Annotated in this window: 15 protein-coding genes; 9 read left to right on the top strand and 6 right to left on the bottom strand. The window is 72.9% G+C overall.

Annotated elements, in window-relative coordinates; translation table 11 throughout:
• Positions 1 to 121: 121 nt before the first annotated feature.
• Positions 122 to 1,459 (top strand): hemolysin family protein, encoded by a 1,338-nt coding sequence (locus tag ABZ877_RS34795; protein ID WP_361079700.1) that lies wholly within the window; start codon positions 122 to 124, stop codon positions 1,457 to 1,459.
• The gene (locus tag ABZ877_RS34790) at positions 1,456 to 2,532 is read left to right on the top strand and encodes a hemolysin family protein (protein WP_361079699.1); all 1,077 of its coding nucleotides are present in this window, start codon (positions 1,456 to 1,458) and stop codon (positions 2,530 to 2,532) included. The genes ABZ877_RS34795 and ABZ877_RS34790 overlap by 4 nt, the downstream gene beginning before the upstream one ends.
• Before the next feature lie 21 nt (positions 2,533 to 2,553).
• On the opposite strand, the gene ABZ877_RS34785 is transcribed toward ABZ877_RS34790, so the two are convergent.
• Positions 2,554 to 4,428, bottom strand: coding sequence for an AAA family ATPase (locus tag ABZ877_RS34785; RefSeq protein WP_361079697.1), 1,875 nt, complete (start codon positions 4,426 to 4,428; stop codon positions 2,554 to 2,556).
• A 416-nt stretch (positions 4,429 to 4,844) separates the two neighbouring features.
• A complete protein-coding gene (locus tag ABZ877_RS34780) occupies positions 4,845 to 5,486 on the bottom strand; it encodes an AAA family ATPase (RefSeq protein ID WP_361079695.1) in 642 nt (213 codons plus the stop codon).
• Between the two features lie 359 nt (positions 5,487 to 5,845).
• Between ABZ877_RS34780 and ABZ877_RS34775 the strand changes: the two genes are divergently transcribed.
• Positions 5,846 to 6,007 (top strand): hypothetical protein, encoded by a 162-nt coding sequence (locus ABZ877_RS34775; RefSeq protein WP_361079694.1) that lies wholly within the window; start codon positions 5,846 to 5,848, stop codon positions 6,005 to 6,007.
• 129 nt (positions 6,008 to 6,136) lie between these two features.
• A complete protein-coding gene (locus tag ABZ877_RS34770) occupies positions 6,137 to 7,513 on the top strand; it encodes a peptidase C39 family protein (RefSeq protein WP_361079692.1) in 1,377 nt (458 codons plus the stop codon).
• A gap of 10 nt (positions 7,514 to 7,523) precedes the next feature.
• Here the strand turns inward: ABZ877_RS34770 and ABZ877_RS34765 are convergent, their stop codons facing one another.
• A complete protein-coding gene (locus ABZ877_RS34765) occupies positions 7,524 to 9,014 on the bottom strand; it encodes a M1 family metallopeptidase (RefSeq protein ID WP_361079690.1) in 1,491 nt (496 codons plus the stop codon).
• Between the two features lie 183 nt (positions 9,015 to 9,197).
• Here ABZ877_RS34765 and ABZ877_RS34760 point away from each other — a divergent pair, with 183 nt between their 5' ends.
• Positions 9,198 to 9,365 carry an SCO1431 family membrane protein gene (locus ABZ877_RS34760; protein WP_361079688.1) on the top strand — a complete coding sequence of 56 codons (168 nt, stop codon included), beginning with the start codon at positions 9,198 to 9,200 and terminating at the stop codon, positions 9,363 to 9,365.
• 79 nt (positions 9,366 to 9,444) lie between these two features.
• Here the strand turns inward: ABZ877_RS34760 and ABZ877_RS34755 are convergent, their stop codons facing one another.
• The 3 genes from ABZ877_RS34755 to ABZ877_RS34745 all read right to left on the bottom strand — a co-directional run bounded on the left by ABZ877_RS34755 (position 9,445) and on the right by ABZ877_RS34745 (position 11,724).
• The gene (locus ABZ877_RS34755; RefSeq protein ID WP_361079686.1) at positions 9,445 to 10,686 is read right to left on the bottom strand and encodes a glycoside hydrolase family 18 protein; all 1,242 of its coding nucleotides are present in this window, start codon (positions 10,684 to 10,686) and stop codon (positions 9,445 to 9,447) included.
• Between the two features lie 155 nt (positions 10,687 to 10,841).
• On the bottom strand, positions 10,842 to 11,102 hold the full coding sequence (locus ABZ877_RS34750) for a hypothetical protein (RefSeq protein ID WP_361079684.1): 261 nt from the start codon (positions 11,100 to 11,102) through the stop codon (positions 10,842 to 10,844).
• Positions 11,103 to 11,265: 163 nt separating this feature from the next.
• Positions 11,266 to 11,724, bottom strand: a complete 459-nt coding sequence (locus tag ABZ877_RS34745; protein WP_361079682.1) for a hypothetical protein — start codon at positions 11,722 to 11,724, stop codon at positions 11,266 to 11,268.
• A gap of 234 nt (positions 11,725 to 11,958) precedes the next feature.
• Here ABZ877_RS34745 and ABZ877_RS34740 point away from each other — a divergent pair, with 234 nt between their 5' ends.
• The 4 genes from ABZ877_RS34740 (at position 11,959) to fxsA (ending at position 16,013) form a co-directional block, all read left to right on the top strand.
• Positions 11,959 to 12,399: an Lrp/AsnC family transcriptional regulator gene (locus ABZ877_RS34740; RefSeq protein WP_361079680.1), complete on the top strand. Its 441-nt coding sequence runs from the start codon at positions 11,959 to 11,961 to the stop codon at positions 12,397 to 12,399.
• A gap of 77 nt (positions 12,400 to 12,476) precedes the next feature.
• Positions 12,477 to 14,090 (top strand): amidohydrolase, encoded by a 1,614-nt coding sequence (locus tag ABZ877_RS34735; RefSeq protein WP_361079678.1) that lies wholly within the window; start codon positions 12,477 to 12,479, stop codon positions 14,088 to 14,090.
• Positions 14,091 to 14,529: 439 nt separating this feature from the next.
• Positions 14,530 to 15,333, top strand: coding sequence for a polyprenol monophosphomannose synthase (locus tag ABZ877_RS34730; protein WP_361079676.1), 804 nt, complete (start codon positions 14,530 to 14,532; stop codon positions 15,331 to 15,333).
• 65 nt (positions 15,334 to 15,398) lie between these two features.
• Complete coding sequence (gene fxsA, locus ABZ877_RS34725; protein ID WP_361079674.1) at positions 15,399 to 16,013, top strand: FxsA family membrane protein; 615 nt, start codon at positions 15,399 to 15,401, stop codon at positions 16,011 to 16,013.
• The last annotated feature ends 101 nt before the right edge of the window (positions 16,014 to 16,114 follow it).

Here is a 16,114-nt window from a genome sequence, read left to right as displayed (position 1 = left end):
GGGGGCCCCTGCTAACCAAGGAGTGACTCCCTCCAGCGATGGACGGATCGTCCGGCAGTACCTGCGCCGCCCCCTCCCGACATAGCGCGCCCCTCGCGCGTACGTCTGCGGAGGCGGCGGCATGACCATCCCGTTGCTGCTCCTCGCGGCAGCCTTCCTCCTGATCCTCGCCAACGGATTCTTCGTGGCGGCCGAGTTCGGGCTCGTCACCGTCGAGCGCCAGGACGCCAAGGAGGCGGCGGACGCCGGCGACAAGCGCGCCCGCACCGTCGTCGAAGCCCTCAAGGAGCTGTCCTTCCAGCTCTCCGGCACCCAGCTCGGCATCACCATCACCTCCCTGGTCGTCGGCATGCTCGCCGAACCGGCCCTCGCGGAGCTGCTGCGCGGCCCCTGCGAGGCCGTCGGCCTGCCCGAGTCCGCCGCGAGCGGCGTCTCGGTCGTCGTCGGCATGCTGCTCGCGTCCGCCGCCCAGATGGTGATCGGCGAACTGGTCCCGAAGAACTGGGCGGTCTCGAAGCCGCTCCAGGTGGCCCGCTTCGTGGCAGGCCCCCAGCACGCCTTCGCCCGCCTCTTCCGCCCGGTGATCGCCCTGCTGAACACGGTCGCCAACCGCCTCGTCCGCGCCCTCGGCGTCGAACCGGCCGACGAGCTGGCCTCCGCCCGCACCCCGGGCGAGCTGGTCTCGCTCGCCCGGCACTCGGCGCAGGCGGGCGCCCTGGAACAGGACACCGCCGACCTGTTCGTGCGGACGCTCTCGCTCGGCGAGCTGACCGCGCAGCACGTCATGACGCCCCGCGTGAAGGTCAGCGCGCTCCAGGCATCGGCGACCGCCGAGGACGTGGTCAACCTGACCCGCGCCACGGGCCTGTCCCGCTTCCCCGTCTACCGGGAGCGGATCGACGAGGTCATCGGCATGGTCCACCTCAAGGACGCCCTGGCGATGACCGCGCACGAGCGCCTGCGCACGCCCGTCGTGCGCATCGCGCAGACCCCGCTCATGGTCCCGGAGACCCTGCCGGTGCAGCCGCTCCTCGCACGCCTGCGCAGCGAGCAGCCGATCGCCGTCGTCGTCGACGAGTACGGCGGCACGGCCGGGGTCGTCACCCTGGAGGACATCGTGGAGGAACTCGTCGGCGAGGTCCGCGACGAGCACGACCGGCTCGACCTGCCCGAACTGGCGGCGGCCCCGCCCGAGGACGGCAGGCCCGCCTGGGACGCCGACGGCAGTTGCCGCGTCGACATCCTGCGCCGCATCGGCCTCGACGCCCCCGAGGGCCCGTACGAGACGGTGGCCGGCCTCGTCGCCGACCTCCTGGGCCGCATCCCGGCCCCCGGCGACAAGGCCGAGCTGCCCGGCTGGCGCCTCGCCGTGCGCCAGGTCGACCACTACCGCGCCGAGCGCGTCCGCATCGTCAAGCTCGCGGACGCACCCACCGCTGTCCTGGAGGCGGCCCGATGAGCGCCCTGCAACTCCTCTTCGCGGCCCTGCTCGTCCTCGCCAACGGCTTCTTCGTCGGCGCCGAGTTCGCCCTGGTCTCGGTCCGCCGCAGCCAGATCGAACCGCTGCCGGGCAAGCGCGCCCGCCAGGTCCTGTACGGGCTTGAGCACCTGCCGCAGATGATGGCGGCGGCCCAGTTCGGCATCACCGTCTGCTCGCTGACGCTCGGCGCGGTGGCGGAGCCGACGGTGGCGCACCTCCTGGAGCCGGTCTTCGAGGCGGTCCACGTCCCGCACGGCATGGTCCACCCGCTGGGCTATGTGATCGCCCTGGCGGCGGTCGTCTTCCTGCACCTGGTCATCGGCGAGATGGTGCCGAAGAACCTGGCGATGGCGGCGCCCGAGAAGACCGCGCTGTGGTTCAGCCCGGGCCTGGTCGCCTTCGCCCGGCTCTGCAAGCCGGTCACGATCGCGCTCGGCGCCTGCGCCCGCGTCGTCCTGAAGCTGTTCAGGGTCGAGCCGAAGGACGAGGTCGAAGCGGTCTTCACCAGCGAGCAGCTCAACCGCCTGGTGGAGGACTCCGGGCAGGCGGGTCTGCTCGACCCGGAGGAGCAGGAGCGTCTGGAGGACGCCCTGGAGCTGGGCTCGCGCCCGGTCACCGACGTCCTGTTGAACCGGGCGGAGCTGGTCACGGTCGGCCCCTCGGTCACCCCGGCCGAGATCATCGCCCTCACCGCGCGCACCGGGTACTCCCGCTTCCCGATCTGTGCGGAGGGCGGCGCCTTCATGGGCTACCTGCACATCAAGGACGTCCTCGACCTGATCGAGGGCCCCGGCACGGACCGCGCGGTCCCGCAGCAGCTCTGGCGGCCCATGACGACGCTCCGCGCCGAACTGCCCCTGGACGACGCGCTGACGGTGATGCGCCGGGCGGCGACGCACCTGGCCCAGGTCGCCGACGCCTCGGGCCGGGTCCTCGGCCTGGTCGCCCTGGAGGACGTCCTTGAGCTGCTCGTCGGCGAGGTCCGCGACCCCGCGCACCGCGAGGAGGCGGAGGTCCCGCAGGCCCGGACGAGGCAGGAGGCGCTGACCTAGACGGGGAGAACGCCGCAGGCCCTACAGCCCTGTGGGGTCCTGCGGCCCCCGCCCGGAGAGCACCTCCCCGTACGCCTGCATGAGATCGGGCAGCCGCAGCGTGGCGAGGTCGTCGCGGGACGGCTCGGTCAGATATCCGGTGAGCCGCAGATCGCGGTAGGCGCACGACTTCTCGTACAGGGTCCGCAGGAACCGGCCGTTGCCCAGCTCGTCGATCCACCCCTGCTCGACCACGTGCGTGGCGATGGAGCGCAGCTCCTCCAGCGCCTCCTCGTCCCACACGTCCCCGTTCTCCGCCGCGAGGACCTCGCCGATGGAGGTCAGCTCCATCGGCCGGTACGAGGGGAAGTCAACGCGGGAGGTGAAGCGCGAGGACAGGCCGGGGTTGGCGGCGAGCAGCCGGTCCATGCCCTCCGGATATCCGGCGAGGATGACCACGAGATGGTCCCGGTTGTCCTCGGCCCGCTTGAGCAGCACTTGCAGCGCCTCGTCGCCGTACGCGTCGCCCTTGCCGTAGCCGGAGTTGGACAGCGCGTACGCCTCGTCGACGAAGAGGACGCCGCCGAGCGCGGAGTCGATCAGCTCGTTGGCCTTGACGGCGGTCTGGCCGAGGTACTCGCCGACCAGGTCCGAGCGCTGGGCCTCCACGAGGTGGTCGCCGCCGAGCAGGCCGAGCGCGTAGAAGACCCGGCCGAGGATGCGGGCCACCGTCGTCTTGCCGGTGCCGGAGGGGCCCGAGAAGACGAAGTGACGCTTCGGCGGCTGGACCGGCAGGCCCTGCCCGGCGCGCAGACGCGCCATGTTCAACTGCGCGGAGAGCGCTTTGACCTGGCGCTTCACCGGTTCCAGGCCGACCATCAGCTCCAGCTCGGAGAGCGCCTCCTCCAGGAGCACCGGGTCGGCGGGCCCGGCCGGCAGCGGCGCCGGGACCGGGACGACCGCCTTCTCCCGCACCATGTCGGGTTCGTCCGCGCCGACCGCGCTCGGGGTCGGCAGGCCGGACTCGGTCACCTTGAGGTCCCGGCCGTCGCCCGCGTACAGCGGCTCGGCCGACTCCCCGCCCTCGGCGCTGTCCTGATACCCGGTCAGGGGGAGCGGGGCGAGATCGGGTCCGTCCCCGAAGTCCCCGTACCCGTCCCCCTCGGCGATCGCCGCGAGCCGCGCCGAGGTGTCCATGAACGCCGGGTCGACGCGGTGCACGGCCCGGTACAACGGCATCGCGGCGGCCGAACGCCCTGTGCCCTCGTGCGCCCGCGCCAGCCAGTACCGTAGCTCCTTGCGCTGCGGCTGCTCACTGCGACAGCGCATCAGGGCCGAGGAGAGCAGCGGCTCCGCCTGCCCGTACATCTCCATGCGGACCCGGGCCATGCCGCCGAAGAGCCCGGCCTCGATGCCGAGCATCGGGTCGTCGATCAGCGAGTCCGTGTGCCGGACCAACTGCTCCCAGTCCTTGACCAGGTAGGCCCGGCAGGCGTGCAGGAAGCGCACCTGCGGGTCCGTGTCGGCCGGCGGCAGGGTGGCGAGGGCCCGGTCCAGCTCCGGGACGTGGCGTCCGTCGAGCCAGTGCGAGGCGTGCGCGAGCAGCAGGTCGCGCGGGCGTTCGAGGACCGGCTGGACCCACCAGCCGAGCCAGTACCAGGAGTTGAGGGTGCGGCGGTGTCGCGTGCGCTGTTCCCCGAACCGGTCGCGGTGGCGGAACATCCGCAGCAGCGCCGTCGTCGTGTCGATCCGCAGCGCGTGCAGTCCGAGCCAGCCGTCGGCCATCCCAGGATCGAGCCGCACGGCGGTCCGGAACTCCTCCTCCGCCTGCGGATACGCGCCCATCGTGTACGCGTCGACGCCCCGCAGCCAGGCGAGGTCGGCCGGGCCCGTCGGCGCGCCGGTGCCGAAGTCCATCACGTCCCCCACAAGCCGTGCCCCCGATGAACCGCTCTGTCATGGACGGGAGTTGTCACGATGCGGACAGCGAGCCGTCCGTAGGCCGCACCGAAGGCATCGTACCTGCGGGGGCGTGGTCGGCCGTAGGGCGCGGCGGCGTCGGATCGGCGCGGAGCGGGCGGTGAGCGCGGGATTTCGCGCAGGTGAGCGCGGTGGAGGATGGTGACCCAGGGTGAGCGGCGAGCGTCCCGGCGCGGATCGAGCAGGACATTGCGGGCAGAACGAAGCCCCCGATCACGGGGGAACAACCGGGGGCTTCGCGTCTGCCGGCGGCCCGGAGGGGCCGCTCATTGGAAACGTAAGTCCTGTACGGCCCCTGGGTCAAGCAGAGTTGAGGCACTCGGGGAAAGTGGCGGAAGGCCGTATCAAGGCCGTCAGCTCACCGCTGGCGGTTCCTCACCCTGTGTGACGGCAGCGTGGTTTCGCAGGGCCCCGCCCGGCCCCACGCGCATCGCGTACCCCACAGGACACTCCCGTACCAATTCCCCGGCGAAGGGGCGGGACGGGTCACGAGTGAAATGCTCGCGCTCCGCCGGTATCCAGCCGTCCCAGAAGCTCTCCTGCGCCGCGCCGTCCCGGGCCCGCCCCCGCGCCCACGCCGTCTCCGGCGGCATGTCCATCCACAGCAGCCGCGCCAGGGAGGGCCGCAGAGCGCGCCGGCCCGCGCCCACGCCCTCGACGAGGACCACGTCGGCGGGTGCGAGGACGCGCACGGCGTCGAAGCGGCGGGCGTGCCAGTCGTAGGTCTCGTAGTGCGCGGCGTCGCCCCGGGAGAGCGGGACGAGTACCTGTTCGCGCAGTCGGTCCGTCCAGGCGAAGAGGGCGTCGTGGCTCGCCAGGTCGTCCAGGCGCAGCACCGGCGCCCCGCCGAGCGCCTCGGCGAGCCGCGTCGCGAAGGTCGACTTCCCCGAGCCCGCGTGCCCGTCGATGCCGACGAGACGCACGGGGCCGCACGAGGGCGGCAGCGCGCGCAGGCGCTCGGCGTACGGGGCGAGGGGCACGGGCTGAAAGGTCACACCGCCAGGCTACGTGGCGTCCGGCCCGGGTTTCGCGCGCGCCTCCGCAGGTCATTCCAGTGGTGGAGACCAATATTGGTACGGGCGACAGGCCCCGGAACGCTGGTGGAAATCACGTCACTACGGCCATAGTTGGCGCACTGTCCCACAGGCCCGCACGGGACCACACCTGGCTCGCCCGCACTGTCTGTCCGACCCGCACGACCCACACCGCCCGCACGACCCGCATGACCCGCACCGTCCGCACAGCCTGTCCGACCTGGCTGACCCGCACGACCGTCCGACCCGCACCGCCCGTACGACCTGCACGCCCCGCACAACCGTCCACCCCGTGCCGTCCGCACGACCGTCCGACCCGCATGACCCGCACGACCGGCGGCCCGCACGGCCCATCTGACCCGCACGCCCCGCACCGCCCGCATGACCTGCACGACTCGCACGGCCCGTCCCACCCGCACCGCCAGCACGCCCCGCACAACCGTCCGCACCGTGCCGTCCGCAAGACCCGCACGACCGTCTGACCCGCACGACTCGCACGGCCCGTCCCACCCGCACCGCCAGCACGCCCCGCACAACCGTCCACCCCGTGCCGTCCGCAAGACCCGCACGACCGTCCGACCCGCCCGACCCGTCGACTGGGGGACCACCCGATGACCCGATCCGAACAGGACTCCCGTCCGGCCCGCAGAACCGTGCTTGCCGCGGCCGCGGGTGCCGTGCTTGCTGTCACGACGGCCGCGGCCGCGCACGCCGCGCCGGGCTCCGGCGCCCGCGCGAAGGCGCCCGGACGCCTCGTGGACAACCACGCCTGGACGACGTACGCCGACTGGCGCGCGGGCGCCGGCAACGGCACCCGCGCCGTCGCGGGCGACCGCCCCGGCGTGACGCTCGCCAAGGCCACCGGCACGCTCACCTACACCGATCCGCACCTGAACAGGACCGCCGACTGGGAGTACGCCACCTGGACCTCGCCGGTCCACCGGCTGAGCGTCCCCGCCACCGAGGTCATCGCCTCCTGGAACGCGCACACCCCGTCCGGCACCTGGATCCAGGTCGAGCTCCGGGGCACGTACACCGACGGGACGAAGACGCCCTGGTACGTGATGGGCCGCTGGACGGCCGGGGACGACGAGAAGGCCGACATCCGCCGCACCTCCGTCGACGACCAGAGCGACGGCAAGTCGAGCATCTGGACGGACACCTTCTCCATCGACGACGCGGCCTCGGGCCTGCGGCTCGTCTCCTACAGCCTGCGCCTCACCCTGCTGCGCACCCCCGGTTCCAAGGCCGCGCCGACCGTATGGCGGCTCGGCGCGATGGGCTCGGACATCCCGGACCGCTTCACCGTCCCGGCCTCGAAGCCGGGGCTCGCCAAGGAGCTGGTCGTCCCCCGCTACTCGCAGGAGATCCACGCCGGCCAGTACCCGCAGTACGACAACGGCGGCGAGGCGTGGTGCAGCCCCACCTCCTCGCAGATGATCATCGAGTACTGGGGCCGCAAGCCCACCCCGGCCCAGCTGGCCTGGGTCGACCCGTCCTACGCCGACCCGCAGGTCTGCCACGCCGCCCGTCATACGTATGACTACCAGTACGCGGGCTGCGGCAACTGGCCGTTCAACGCGGCGTACGCGGCCACGTACAGGGACCTCCAGGGCGTCGTCACCCGCCTCTCCTCCCTGACGGACCTGGAGACGTTGATCGCGGCCGGCATCCCGGCCATAACGTCCCAGTCGTTCCTCAAGGAGGAGCTGACGGGCGCGGGCTACGGCACCTCCGGGCACCTCATGACGGTCATCGGGTTCACCGCCGAGGGCGACGTGATCGCCAACGACCCGGCGTCGCCGAGCGACCCGGCGGTGCGGCGCGTCTACAAGCGGGCCGAGTGGGAGACGATCTGGCTGCGCACGAAGCGCTACAACGCCTCCGGCAAGGTGGTCTCCGGCACGGGCGGCGTCTGCTACCTGTACTTCCCGGCCCACCCGACCCCGAAGCAGCGCAAGGCGCTGGCGGCGGTGGGGGTGCGCTGACCTCCGGGGATCATGGCGTGACCACGGGCGTGACCACCCAGTCCGGGTGTCCTGGCATCGGCGGGGTCTTGGGGCCGTACAGCCACGGGTGCAGGAAGCCGGACAGGTCGCGCCCGGCGACCTTCGAGGCCAGGGCGGTGAAGTCGGCCGTGGACGCCGCCCTGCCCCGGTAGGTCGTGAGCCAGGCCCGTTCGATCCGCTGGAACGTGCCGGCGCCGACCTCCTCGCGCAGCGCGTAGAGGACGAGCGCCGAGCCGTCGTAGCGCATGCGCTTGAACAGGTTCGGCTCGGTCGGCTCGGCGGGCGCCCCGTAGTCGTGGCGCCACTGGTCGTGGTTCTCGTAGGCCGTCCTCATGGCGGCCTCGAAGCTGTCGCCGCCGTGCTCCTCGGAGTACTCCCGCTCGTAGAAGCGGGCGTGGCCCTCGCTGAGCCACAGGTCCGACCAGGTGGCGAGGGCGACGCTGTCCCCGAACCACTGGTGGGTCAGCTCGTGCACCAGGTCGCGCTCGGCGTCGACCCGGGTGCCGAGCAGGTCCGCCTTGGGCAGCAGTGACAGCGTCTGGGTCTCCAGGGCCACGCCCAGGTCCGTGTCGCCGACCAGGACGCCGTACCGGTCGAAGGGGTAGGGGCCGAGGCGCTCGCGGAGCCAGTCGAGGTGCGCGGGTGTCAGGTCGCGGTACTGCTGCGTCGGCGCGACCAGCGCGTCGGGCACGACGTCACGCAGCGGCAGGCCCTCGGGGCCCTCGCTGTCGATGAGCTGGAACCTTCCGATGGCCAGTTGCACCAGTTGGGCCGCGACCGGCTGTTCGGAGTCGTAGGTCCAGCGGACCCGGCCGTCGGGGCGTACGGACCGGTCGACGAGTTTGCCGTTGGCGGCGGCCGTCAGACCGGCCGGTGTGGTGACGCGGAAGGTGAGGGGGGCGCGCCGGCTCGGGTGGTCGTCGCTGGGGAAGATCATCTTGGCGCCGTTGGGCTGCGGGTAGAGGACCGTGCCGTCGGGCGTGGGTATCCAGCCGTAGTTCTCGATCGCGTCGTCGCGGTGGCGGATCTGTGTCGGATCGGCGGTGTAGTCGACCTTCACGGTGAACGAACCGCCCTTGCGCAGCGGCGACTTGGGGGTGATCACCAGTTCGTCGCCGTCCCGCCGGGTCTGCGCGGGGCGCCCGTTCACGGTGACCGAGCGCAGCTCGTTGCCCGCGAAGTCGAGGTCGAAGCGGGACAGCGCCTGCTCCGCCGTGGCCGTGATCGTCGTCGACGCGGGGAACGGGGTCAGAGGCGCTCGCCAGTCGAAGTCGAGCGTGTAGTGGCGGACGCGGTAGCCGCCGTTCCCGTCGAGCGGGAACAGCGGGTCGCCGAGGCCGGGGGCGCCCGGCGTGGGCTGATCGGCGGCGGCCTGCGAGACGGCGGCCGGGGCGGTGAGCGCCGCGCTCAGGGTGAGCGCGGCGGCGACGGTGAGACGGGCTCTGCGGCCAGGTGTGCGGGGTGTCCGGTACGTGCGCATCGAGAACCTTCCGGTCGATGTCGACGGGTACGCGTCGAAGTGTGGGACGCGCGACACCGCGGACCGGTTGTGCGGGGCGGGAACGGGCCCCGCGCACGCGTGACCAAGGTCTCGGCCGCGGAGCGACATTCCGGTGGCAAAGTGGTAGGCGCACCGCCCCTGCACCGAGTGAGTGAGACCCCCATGACCGCAGACTCCGTAGCCGCCTCCGCGGCCAGCCAGGTTTCCGCCGCCGCCCGCACGCGCACCGGTGGCCCCCGGGAGGACGGCCCGCAGATCCTCGAGCACCTCATGGGGTGGACCTTGGTGGTCGTGCTCGCGATGTTCGTCACACAGGCCGGCCTGATGTGACCGCTGCCACGAAGACCGTGAGGGGCGGGACCCGGAAGACCGGGCCCCGCCCCTCACGCGTGCGGTTCGGGCGCGGTGTCTAGCTGACGGCCTTGATCAGCTCACCGTTCGCGGTGTCGCCGGACAGCTCCCACAGGAACGTGCCGCCGAGGCCCTGCTGGTTCTTGTAGGTCATCTTCCCCGCGATGGTCTGCGGGGTGTCGTAGCTCCACCAGTTGGTCCCGCAGTGCGCATACGCGGTGCCGCCGACCGTGCCCGTGGCGGGGCACTTGGTCTTCAGCTCCTTGTAGTCGTCGATGCCCTGCTCGTACTTGCCCGCCGCCGGGCCGGTCGCCGTGCCGCCCGGGGCGGACTGGGTGACGCCGGTCCAGCCGCGCCCGTAGAAGCCGATGCCGAGCAGCAGCTTCGAGGCGGGCACGCCCGCGGCCTTCAGCTTGGTGATGGTGGCGTCGGTGTTGTAGCCGGCCTTCGGTATGCCCGTGTACGCCTTCAGCGGCGAGTGCGGGGCGGTCGGCCCCTTGGCGTCCCAGGCGCCGAAGTAGTCGTACGTCATCGGGTTGTACCAGTCGACGTACTGGGCGGCGCCCGCGTAGTCGGTGGCGTCCAGCTTGCCGCCCGCGGAGGCGTCGGCGGGGATGGCGGAGGTCAGCAGGTAGTTCGCGCCGAACTTCGCGCGCAGCGCCGCCATCAGCTTCTTGTAGGCGTCACGCCCGCTGGTGTCGCAGGTCAGGCCGCAGGCGTTGGGGTACTCCCAGTCGATGTCGATGCCGTCGAAGACAGCGGCCCACTTGGAGTTCTCGACGAGGTCGTAGCAGGACTGGGCGAACGCGGCCGGGTTCTTCGCGGCCTCCGTGAACCCGCCGGACCAGGTCCAGCCGCCGAAGGACCACAGGACCTTGAGGTTCGGGTGCTTCTTCTTCAGCTTGAGGAGCTGGTTGAAGTTGCCGCGCAGCGGCTGGTCCCAGGTGTCGGCGACGCCGTCCACGGACTGGTCGGCGGTGTACGCCTTGTCGGTCGCCGCGTAGGCGTCGCCCATCGTGCACTTGCCTCCCTGGACGTTGCCGAAGGAGTAGTTGATGTGCGTGAGCTTGGCGGCGGAGCCGGACGTCTCGATGTTCTTGACGTGGTAGTTGCGGTCGTAGACGCCCCACTCGGTGAAGTATCCGACGACCTTGGAGCCGGCGGCCTTCGTCTGCGTGGGCGTCTCCGCCTGGGCGGCCGCGCTGCCCGCGGAGGCGAGCAGGCCCGCGCCGAGCACGGCGGAGCAGGCGGCGGCGGCGAGCGCCTTGACGCGGGTGTGGGGGAGGTGCGGTCTGCGCATGGTGTCTCCTCGTGGGGGGGAGGGGACACCGACAGTAGGAGGACTAGACCAGTGCGGTCAATGGTCCGAACCAATTCCGTTGCCACGTCAACTGCCGCGGTCGTGCGCGTACTTGGGCATACGCGGCACACCCTGCGCCGGCCGGACGGCGGCGGTCAGTACGGCTGCGAGGCGCTGAACTGCCCGGTCCGCACGGTGGGGGTGATGAGCCGCACCCACTCCGGGTCGTACCGGCCCGGCAGCGTCTTCCCGCACTCGGCCCAGGTGGCGAGGAGGGCGCGGTAGAGGGGCGGGTCCTGGGGCGCCTGGTGCGGCGCCTGACGAACCGATTCTGCGAAGACGGGGACAGGGACGGGCGAGAGGCCGCGCCCGCGCCGCCCGGTGGGCGCGGGGGCGGGGGTCTGCGTCGGGGTCATGCCAGGACAACGCGCGGCCACTGGCGCGAGTCACCGGTGGCGGCATTCGGGAGTCCGTTCGCGGGCTCACCGGCCCCGCGACACCCCTCCCGCACCACGGCGGCGTGCGGGCCATGGCGCGGGGCGCGTACGGGCGAAGTCCAGGTGGGGCGAAAGACGCGGGTCAGGCCGCGGCGCGGCGCTGCGGCTGGAACGGCACGCGCAGCGGCCGCGAGCCGGGCCCGCCCACGTGCGAGAACGGCTGCATGCGCCAGTCGAGCCCCTGAGGCAGCGTCAACAGCAGGGCGGTGTCCTGCTCCTGAGCACCGATCAGCTCGTCGGCGGGGCGCGCCTCGGCGGCCGGGCGCCCGGTGCCCGCGCAGACGGTGAGCCCGAACGGGTTCCAGGGCGAGGCGCACAGCGCGTGCTCCGGAAGGACGTCCTCGTCGGCGAGGAGCGCGATGGGCTGCGCGCAGTCCGGGCACAGCACCCGGTACATCTCGAACGTGTCGTAGGGGTCGGCCTCGGCGTCGAGGGCCTCGTCGTCGAAGACGTCGGGTTCGACGCCCTCCGGCTGGGGCTCGGCGACCGCGCGCTTGCGCTGACGGGTGGCGGGGCGTCCGGGACGCTTCACGTTCTGCATGGGAATCTCCCCCTCGGGTGGGCCGACCAGGAACCGCGGCCACGACCACAGCAAGCACTTCCCTCCCCGCCCTCGCGGTAATCGCTTCCCGTGTGAGGACACGGGTGTAAGTGTGTGGTCTTCGTCACATGCCGGTTGCGTGTGCCCGGGGCGCGGTAGGCGCGGGGGCCGCACAGGGCCGAACGCGCGGCTCCGAGGTGTCCGGGGCGATCACGTGCCTGTAGGTTCTGCCGCATGGAGGAGCTCGACCGACAGATCGTGCAACTGCTCGTCAAGGACGGGCGGATGAGCTACACCGACCTGGGCAAGGCCACGGGCCTGTCCACGTCGGCCGTGCACCAGCGGGTGCGCCGCCTGGAGCAGCGCGGCGTGATCCGCGGGTACGCCGCGGTCGTCGACCCCGAGGCGGTGGGCCTGCCGCTCACCGCGTTCATCTCGGTGAAGCCGTTCGACCCGAGCGCCCCCGACGACATCGCCGACCGGCTCGCGGGCGTCCCCGAGATCGAGGCGTGCCACAGCGTGGCCGGGGACGAGAACTACATCCTCAAGGTCCGCGTGGAGACCCCGCACGAACTGGAGAACCTGCTCGCGCGCGTGCGCTCCCTCGCCGGAGTCTCCACGCGCACGACGGTCGTCCTGTCGACACCCTACGAGGCACGGCCCCCGCGCATCTGAGGGCGCGGGCGGGCCGAGGACCGACAAAAAGGACCCCGGCACGCGCGCGTAGCGCCCCGCGCGGGAGACTGTCCCCCATGAGCACGCCCTCCAGCACCCGTACCGTTCTCCTCCGGCGCGGCGAGGTCCACAGCCCCGCCGACCCCTTCGCCACCGCGATGGTGGTGGAGGCCGGACACGTCGCCTGGGTCGGTTCGGAAGGCGCGGCGGACGCGTTCGCGGACGGCGTGGACGAGGTCGTCGACCTCGACGGCGCCCTGGTCACCCCGGCGTTCACCGACGCCCACGTCCACACCACCTCGACCGGCCTCGCCCTCACCGGCCTGGACCTCACGGCCGCCCGCACCCGCGAGGAGGCCCTCACCCTCGTACGGGACCACGCCGCGGCCCGCCCCACCGACCGGGTCCTCCTCGGCCACGGCTGGGACGCCGCCCGCTGGCCCGACACCCGCCCGCCCTCGCGCGCCGAGCTCGACGAGGCCACCGGCGGACGGCCCCTCTACCTCTCCCGCATCGACGTGCACTCCGCGGTCGTGACCACCGCCCTGCTCGACCTGGTGCCCGGCGTCAGGGACCGGGCCGGGTTCGCCGCCGACGGGCCCCTGACGCGCGACGCCCACCACGCGGTGCGCGCCGCCGCCCTCGGCGCCGTCGGGCCGCAGCAGCGCACCGAGGCGCAGCGCGCGGCCCTGCGGCACGCCGCGTCCCTCGGCATCGGCTCCCTCCACGAGTGCGCGGGACCCGAGATCTCCTCCGAGGACGACTTCACCGGGCTGCTCGACCTCGCCCGCTCCGAGCCGGGGCCGCGCGTCGCCGGGTACTGGGCCGACCGCGACATCGAGCGGGCCCGCGCCCTCGGCGCCCTCGGCGCGGCCGGCGACCTCTTCGTGGACGGCGCCCTCGGCTCGCACACCGCCTGCCTGCACGCGCCCTACGCCGACGCCGGCCACACCGGCACCGCCTACCTGAGCGCCGCCGACGTCGCCGCGCACGTCGTCGCCTGCACCGAGGCGGGTCTCCAGGCCGGCTTCCACGCGATCGGCGACGCCGCCCTCACCGCCGTCGTCGACGGAATGCGCGCCGCCGCCGAGAAGGTCGGCCTCGCGCGCGTGCGCGCCGCCCGGCACCGCGTCGAGCACGCCGAGATGCTGACCCCGGAGTCGGTGGCGGCCTTCGCCGAGTTCGGCCTCACCGCGTCCGTGCAGCCCGCCTTCGACGCGCTGTGGGGCGGCGAGGACGGCATGTACGCCGACCGCCTCGGCGCCGAACGGGCCCGCACCCTCAACCCCTTCGCGGCCCTGCTGCGCGCCGGGGTCCCGCTCGCCCTCGGCTCCGACAGCCCGGTCACCCCGCTCGACCCGTGGGGCACCGTCCGCGCCGCCGCCTTCCACCGCACGCCCGAGCACCGGGTCTCGGTACGGGCCGCCTTCACCGCCCACACGCGCGGGGGATGGCGCGCCGTCGGCCGCGACGACGCCGGGATCCTCGTGCCGGGCGCCCCCGCGGACTACGCCGTCTGGCGCACCGACGAACTGGTCGTGCAGGCCCCGGACGACCGGGTGGCCCGCTGGTCCACGGACCCGCGCTCCGGCACCCCGGGCCTGCCGGATCTCTCGCCGGGCGCCCAACTCCCCGTCTGTCTGCGGACGGTGGTCTTCGGACAGCCGGTCTACGTAGGGCCGGACGAGTGAGATACCGGGGCGGCGCGTGGTCCGTCCCGGGCGTCCGCCGTCCCCGCAGACCTGCGTGTCCTCGGCCCTGACCAGCCGTCTTCGCGGACAGGTGCAGGTGGGACGGGTGTTGACAGACCGCGGCAGGGGGCGGGTAGGTTCGGCCGGGTCCACCACCTTTCGCACGACCGGGCACAACACGCGGTCGTAGAACGCAGTCCGGCGCCCGCGCCACGGGGCGCTGGAACGTTCCGGCCGGTCGGCGAGGTGCGACCCGGGTGGGGCCCGGGCGTTCAGTAGACAACGGCTCTCGGTCGACCCGCAGCCAGCGGGCCCCAGGTCGGCCCGAAGGACGCCCGGCCCCGATCCGCAGTGTCGGCCCGACCTGCGGCGCTCGCTAAGGTAGGTCCTCTTGTGCAGCGAGGTGTGCACGAAAGTTCTGCATTTCTAAGGGGAATCTGTGAGCGACGGCGGTGGGCGCGAGTTCGGCCCTCTCGGTACGGCCTTGGTGATCATTCCGACCTATGACGAGGCGGAGAACATCAAGTCCATCGTGGGGCGGGTCCGGGCCGCGGTGCCCGCCGCCCACGTGTTGGTCGCCGACGACAACAGCCCCGACGGCACGGGCAAGCTCGCCGACGAACTGGCCGCGTCCGACGACCACGTGCACGTCCTGCACCGCTCCGGCAAGGAGGGGCTCGGCGCCGCCTACCTCGCCGGATTCGCGTGGGGCATGGAGCGGGAGTACGGCGTCCTCGTCGAGATGGACGCCGACGGCTCCCACCAGCCCGAGGAGCTGCCCCGGCTGCTCACCGCGCTCAAGAGCGCGGACCTGGTGCTCGGCTCGCGCTGGGTGCCGGGCGGGCGCGTCGTCAACTGGCCGAAGTCCCGCGAGTACCTCTCCCGCGGCGGCTCCACCTACTCCCGGCTCCTGCTCGACGTCCCGATCCGGGACGTCACCGGCGGCTTCCGCGCCTTCCGCCGCGAGACCCTCGAAGGGCTCGGCCTCGGCGACGTCGCCTCCCAGGGCTACTGCTTCCAGGTCGACCTCGCGCGCCGCGCCGTGCAGGCCGGGTACCACGTGGTCGAGGTGCCCATCACCTTCGTCGAGCGCGAGCTGGGCGACTCCAAGATGAGCAAGGACATCGTCGTGGAGGCCCTGTGGCGGGTCACCACGTGGGGTGTGGGCGCACGCGTGGGCAAGATGCTCGGCCGCGCCTCCGAGGGCCCCTCGGGCGCCGCAGGAGCCTCAGGCCGGTCCTGAGCCCCGCGGACCGTCGCCGACCTCTGCTTACGCCAGTCGGACGGGTCCCCAGGCACACTGGGGACATGACCACAGGCACCCCGCCCCGCAACCAGTCCACCGGCGCCCGGCGCTCCCGGGTCCGCACCTTCCTGCCGCTCGCCGTCGTCGCGTGGGTGGTCCTGGAGATCTGGCTGCTGACGGTGGTGGCGGACGCCGTCGGCGGCTTCACGCTGTTCCTGCTCCTGGTCGGCGGCTTCGCCCTCGGCGCCGCCGTGATCAAGGCGGCCGGGCGCCGTGCCTTCCAGAACCTCAGCGAGACGCTCCAGCGCGGACAGCGGCCGGGCGCGGTGGAGGAGGGCGAGCAGCGCTCGCAGGGCAACGGGATGCTGATGGCCGCCGGTCTGTTCCTGATGATCCCCGGACTCGTCTCGGACGCCCTCGGCCTGCTGCTGCTCGTGCCGCCGGTCCGTACGGCCCTGAGCCGCTACACGGAGCGGACCATCGAGCGGAAGATGACCGAGGCCACCCGGGGCGCGTTCGGAGCCGCCTTCCAGCAGAGCCGTGGCGGTCCGGCCGGTGGCACGGGCACGGTGATCCAGGGCGAGGTCGTCCGGCACGACGAGAAGCCGTCGAACGGCACCGACGGCACCGATGGCCCGGGCGGGTCGCGACCGCGCCCGCCGATCATGCCGTCGTAGCGGCCGGGCGGCAGGCCCGGGGTAACCTCCGCGCCCGCCTCACCTCCTTCGTCGGCCGCGGCGACGACCTCGACGCGATCCGTACCGACCTCGGCCGCGTC

Origin of the sequence: Streptomyces sp. NPDC046939 (assembly GCF_040644575.1) — a bacterium.
Lineage (GTDB): Bacteria > Actinomycetota > Actinomycetes > Streptomycetales > Streptomycetaceae > Streptomyces.
Note: the sequence above shows the minus strand (reverse complement) of the source record. Positions and strands in the feature narration are given on the sequence as shown.

Excerpts from the sequence above, each read along its gene's own strand:
- ABZ877_RS34795 (WP_361079700.1), top strand. The coding sequence starts at position 122 with ATGACCATCCCGTTGCTGCTCCTCGCGGCAGCCTTCCTCCTGATCCTC.
- ABZ877_RS34790 (WP_361079699.1), top strand. The coding sequence starts at position 1,456 with ATGAGCGCCCTGCAACTCCTCTTCGCGGCCCTGCTCGTCCTCGCCAAC.
- ABZ877_RS34785 (WP_361079697.1), bottom strand. The coding sequence starts at position 4,428 with ATGGACTTCGGCACCGGCGCGCCGACGGGCCCGGCCGACCTCGCCTGG.
- ABZ877_RS34775 (WP_361079694.1), top strand. The coding sequence starts at position 5,846 with ATGACCCGCACGACCGGCGGCCCGCACGGCCCATCTGACCCGCACGCC.
- ABZ877_RS34770 (WP_361079692.1), top strand. The coding sequence starts at position 6,137 with ATGACCCGATCCGAACAGGACTCCCGTCCGGCCCGCAGAACCGTGCTT.
- ABZ877_RS34765 (WP_361079690.1), bottom strand. The coding sequence starts at position 9,014 with ATGCGCACGTACCGGACACCCCGCACACCTGGCCGCAGAGCCCGTCTC.
- ABZ877_RS34760 (WP_361079688.1), top strand. The coding sequence starts at position 9,198 with ATGACCGCAGACTCCGTAGCCGCCTCCGCGGCCAGCCAGGTTTCCGCC.
- ABZ877_RS34755 (WP_361079686.1), bottom strand. The coding sequence starts at position 10,686 with ATGCGCAGACCGCACCTCCCCCACACCCGCGTCAAGGCGCTCGCCGCC.
- ABZ877_RS34750 (WP_361079684.1), bottom strand. The coding sequence starts at position 11,102 with ATGACCCCGACGCAGACCCCCGCCCCCGCGCCCACCGGGCGGCGCGGG.
- ABZ877_RS34745 (WP_361079682.1), bottom strand. The coding sequence starts at position 11,724 with ATGCAGAACGTGAAGCGTCCCGGACGCCCCGCCACCCGTCAGCGCAAG.
- ABZ877_RS34740 (WP_361079680.1), top strand. The coding sequence starts at position 11,959 with ATGGAGGAGCTCGACCGACAGATCGTGCAACTGCTCGTCAAGGACGGG.
- ABZ877_RS34735 (WP_361079678.1), top strand. The coding sequence starts at position 12,477 with ATGAGCACGCCCTCCAGCACCCGTACCGTTCTCCTCCGGCGCGGCGAG.
- fxsA (WP_361079674.1), top strand. The coding sequence starts at position 15,399 with ATGACCACAGGCACCCCGCCCCGCAACCAGTCCACCGGCGCCCGGCGC.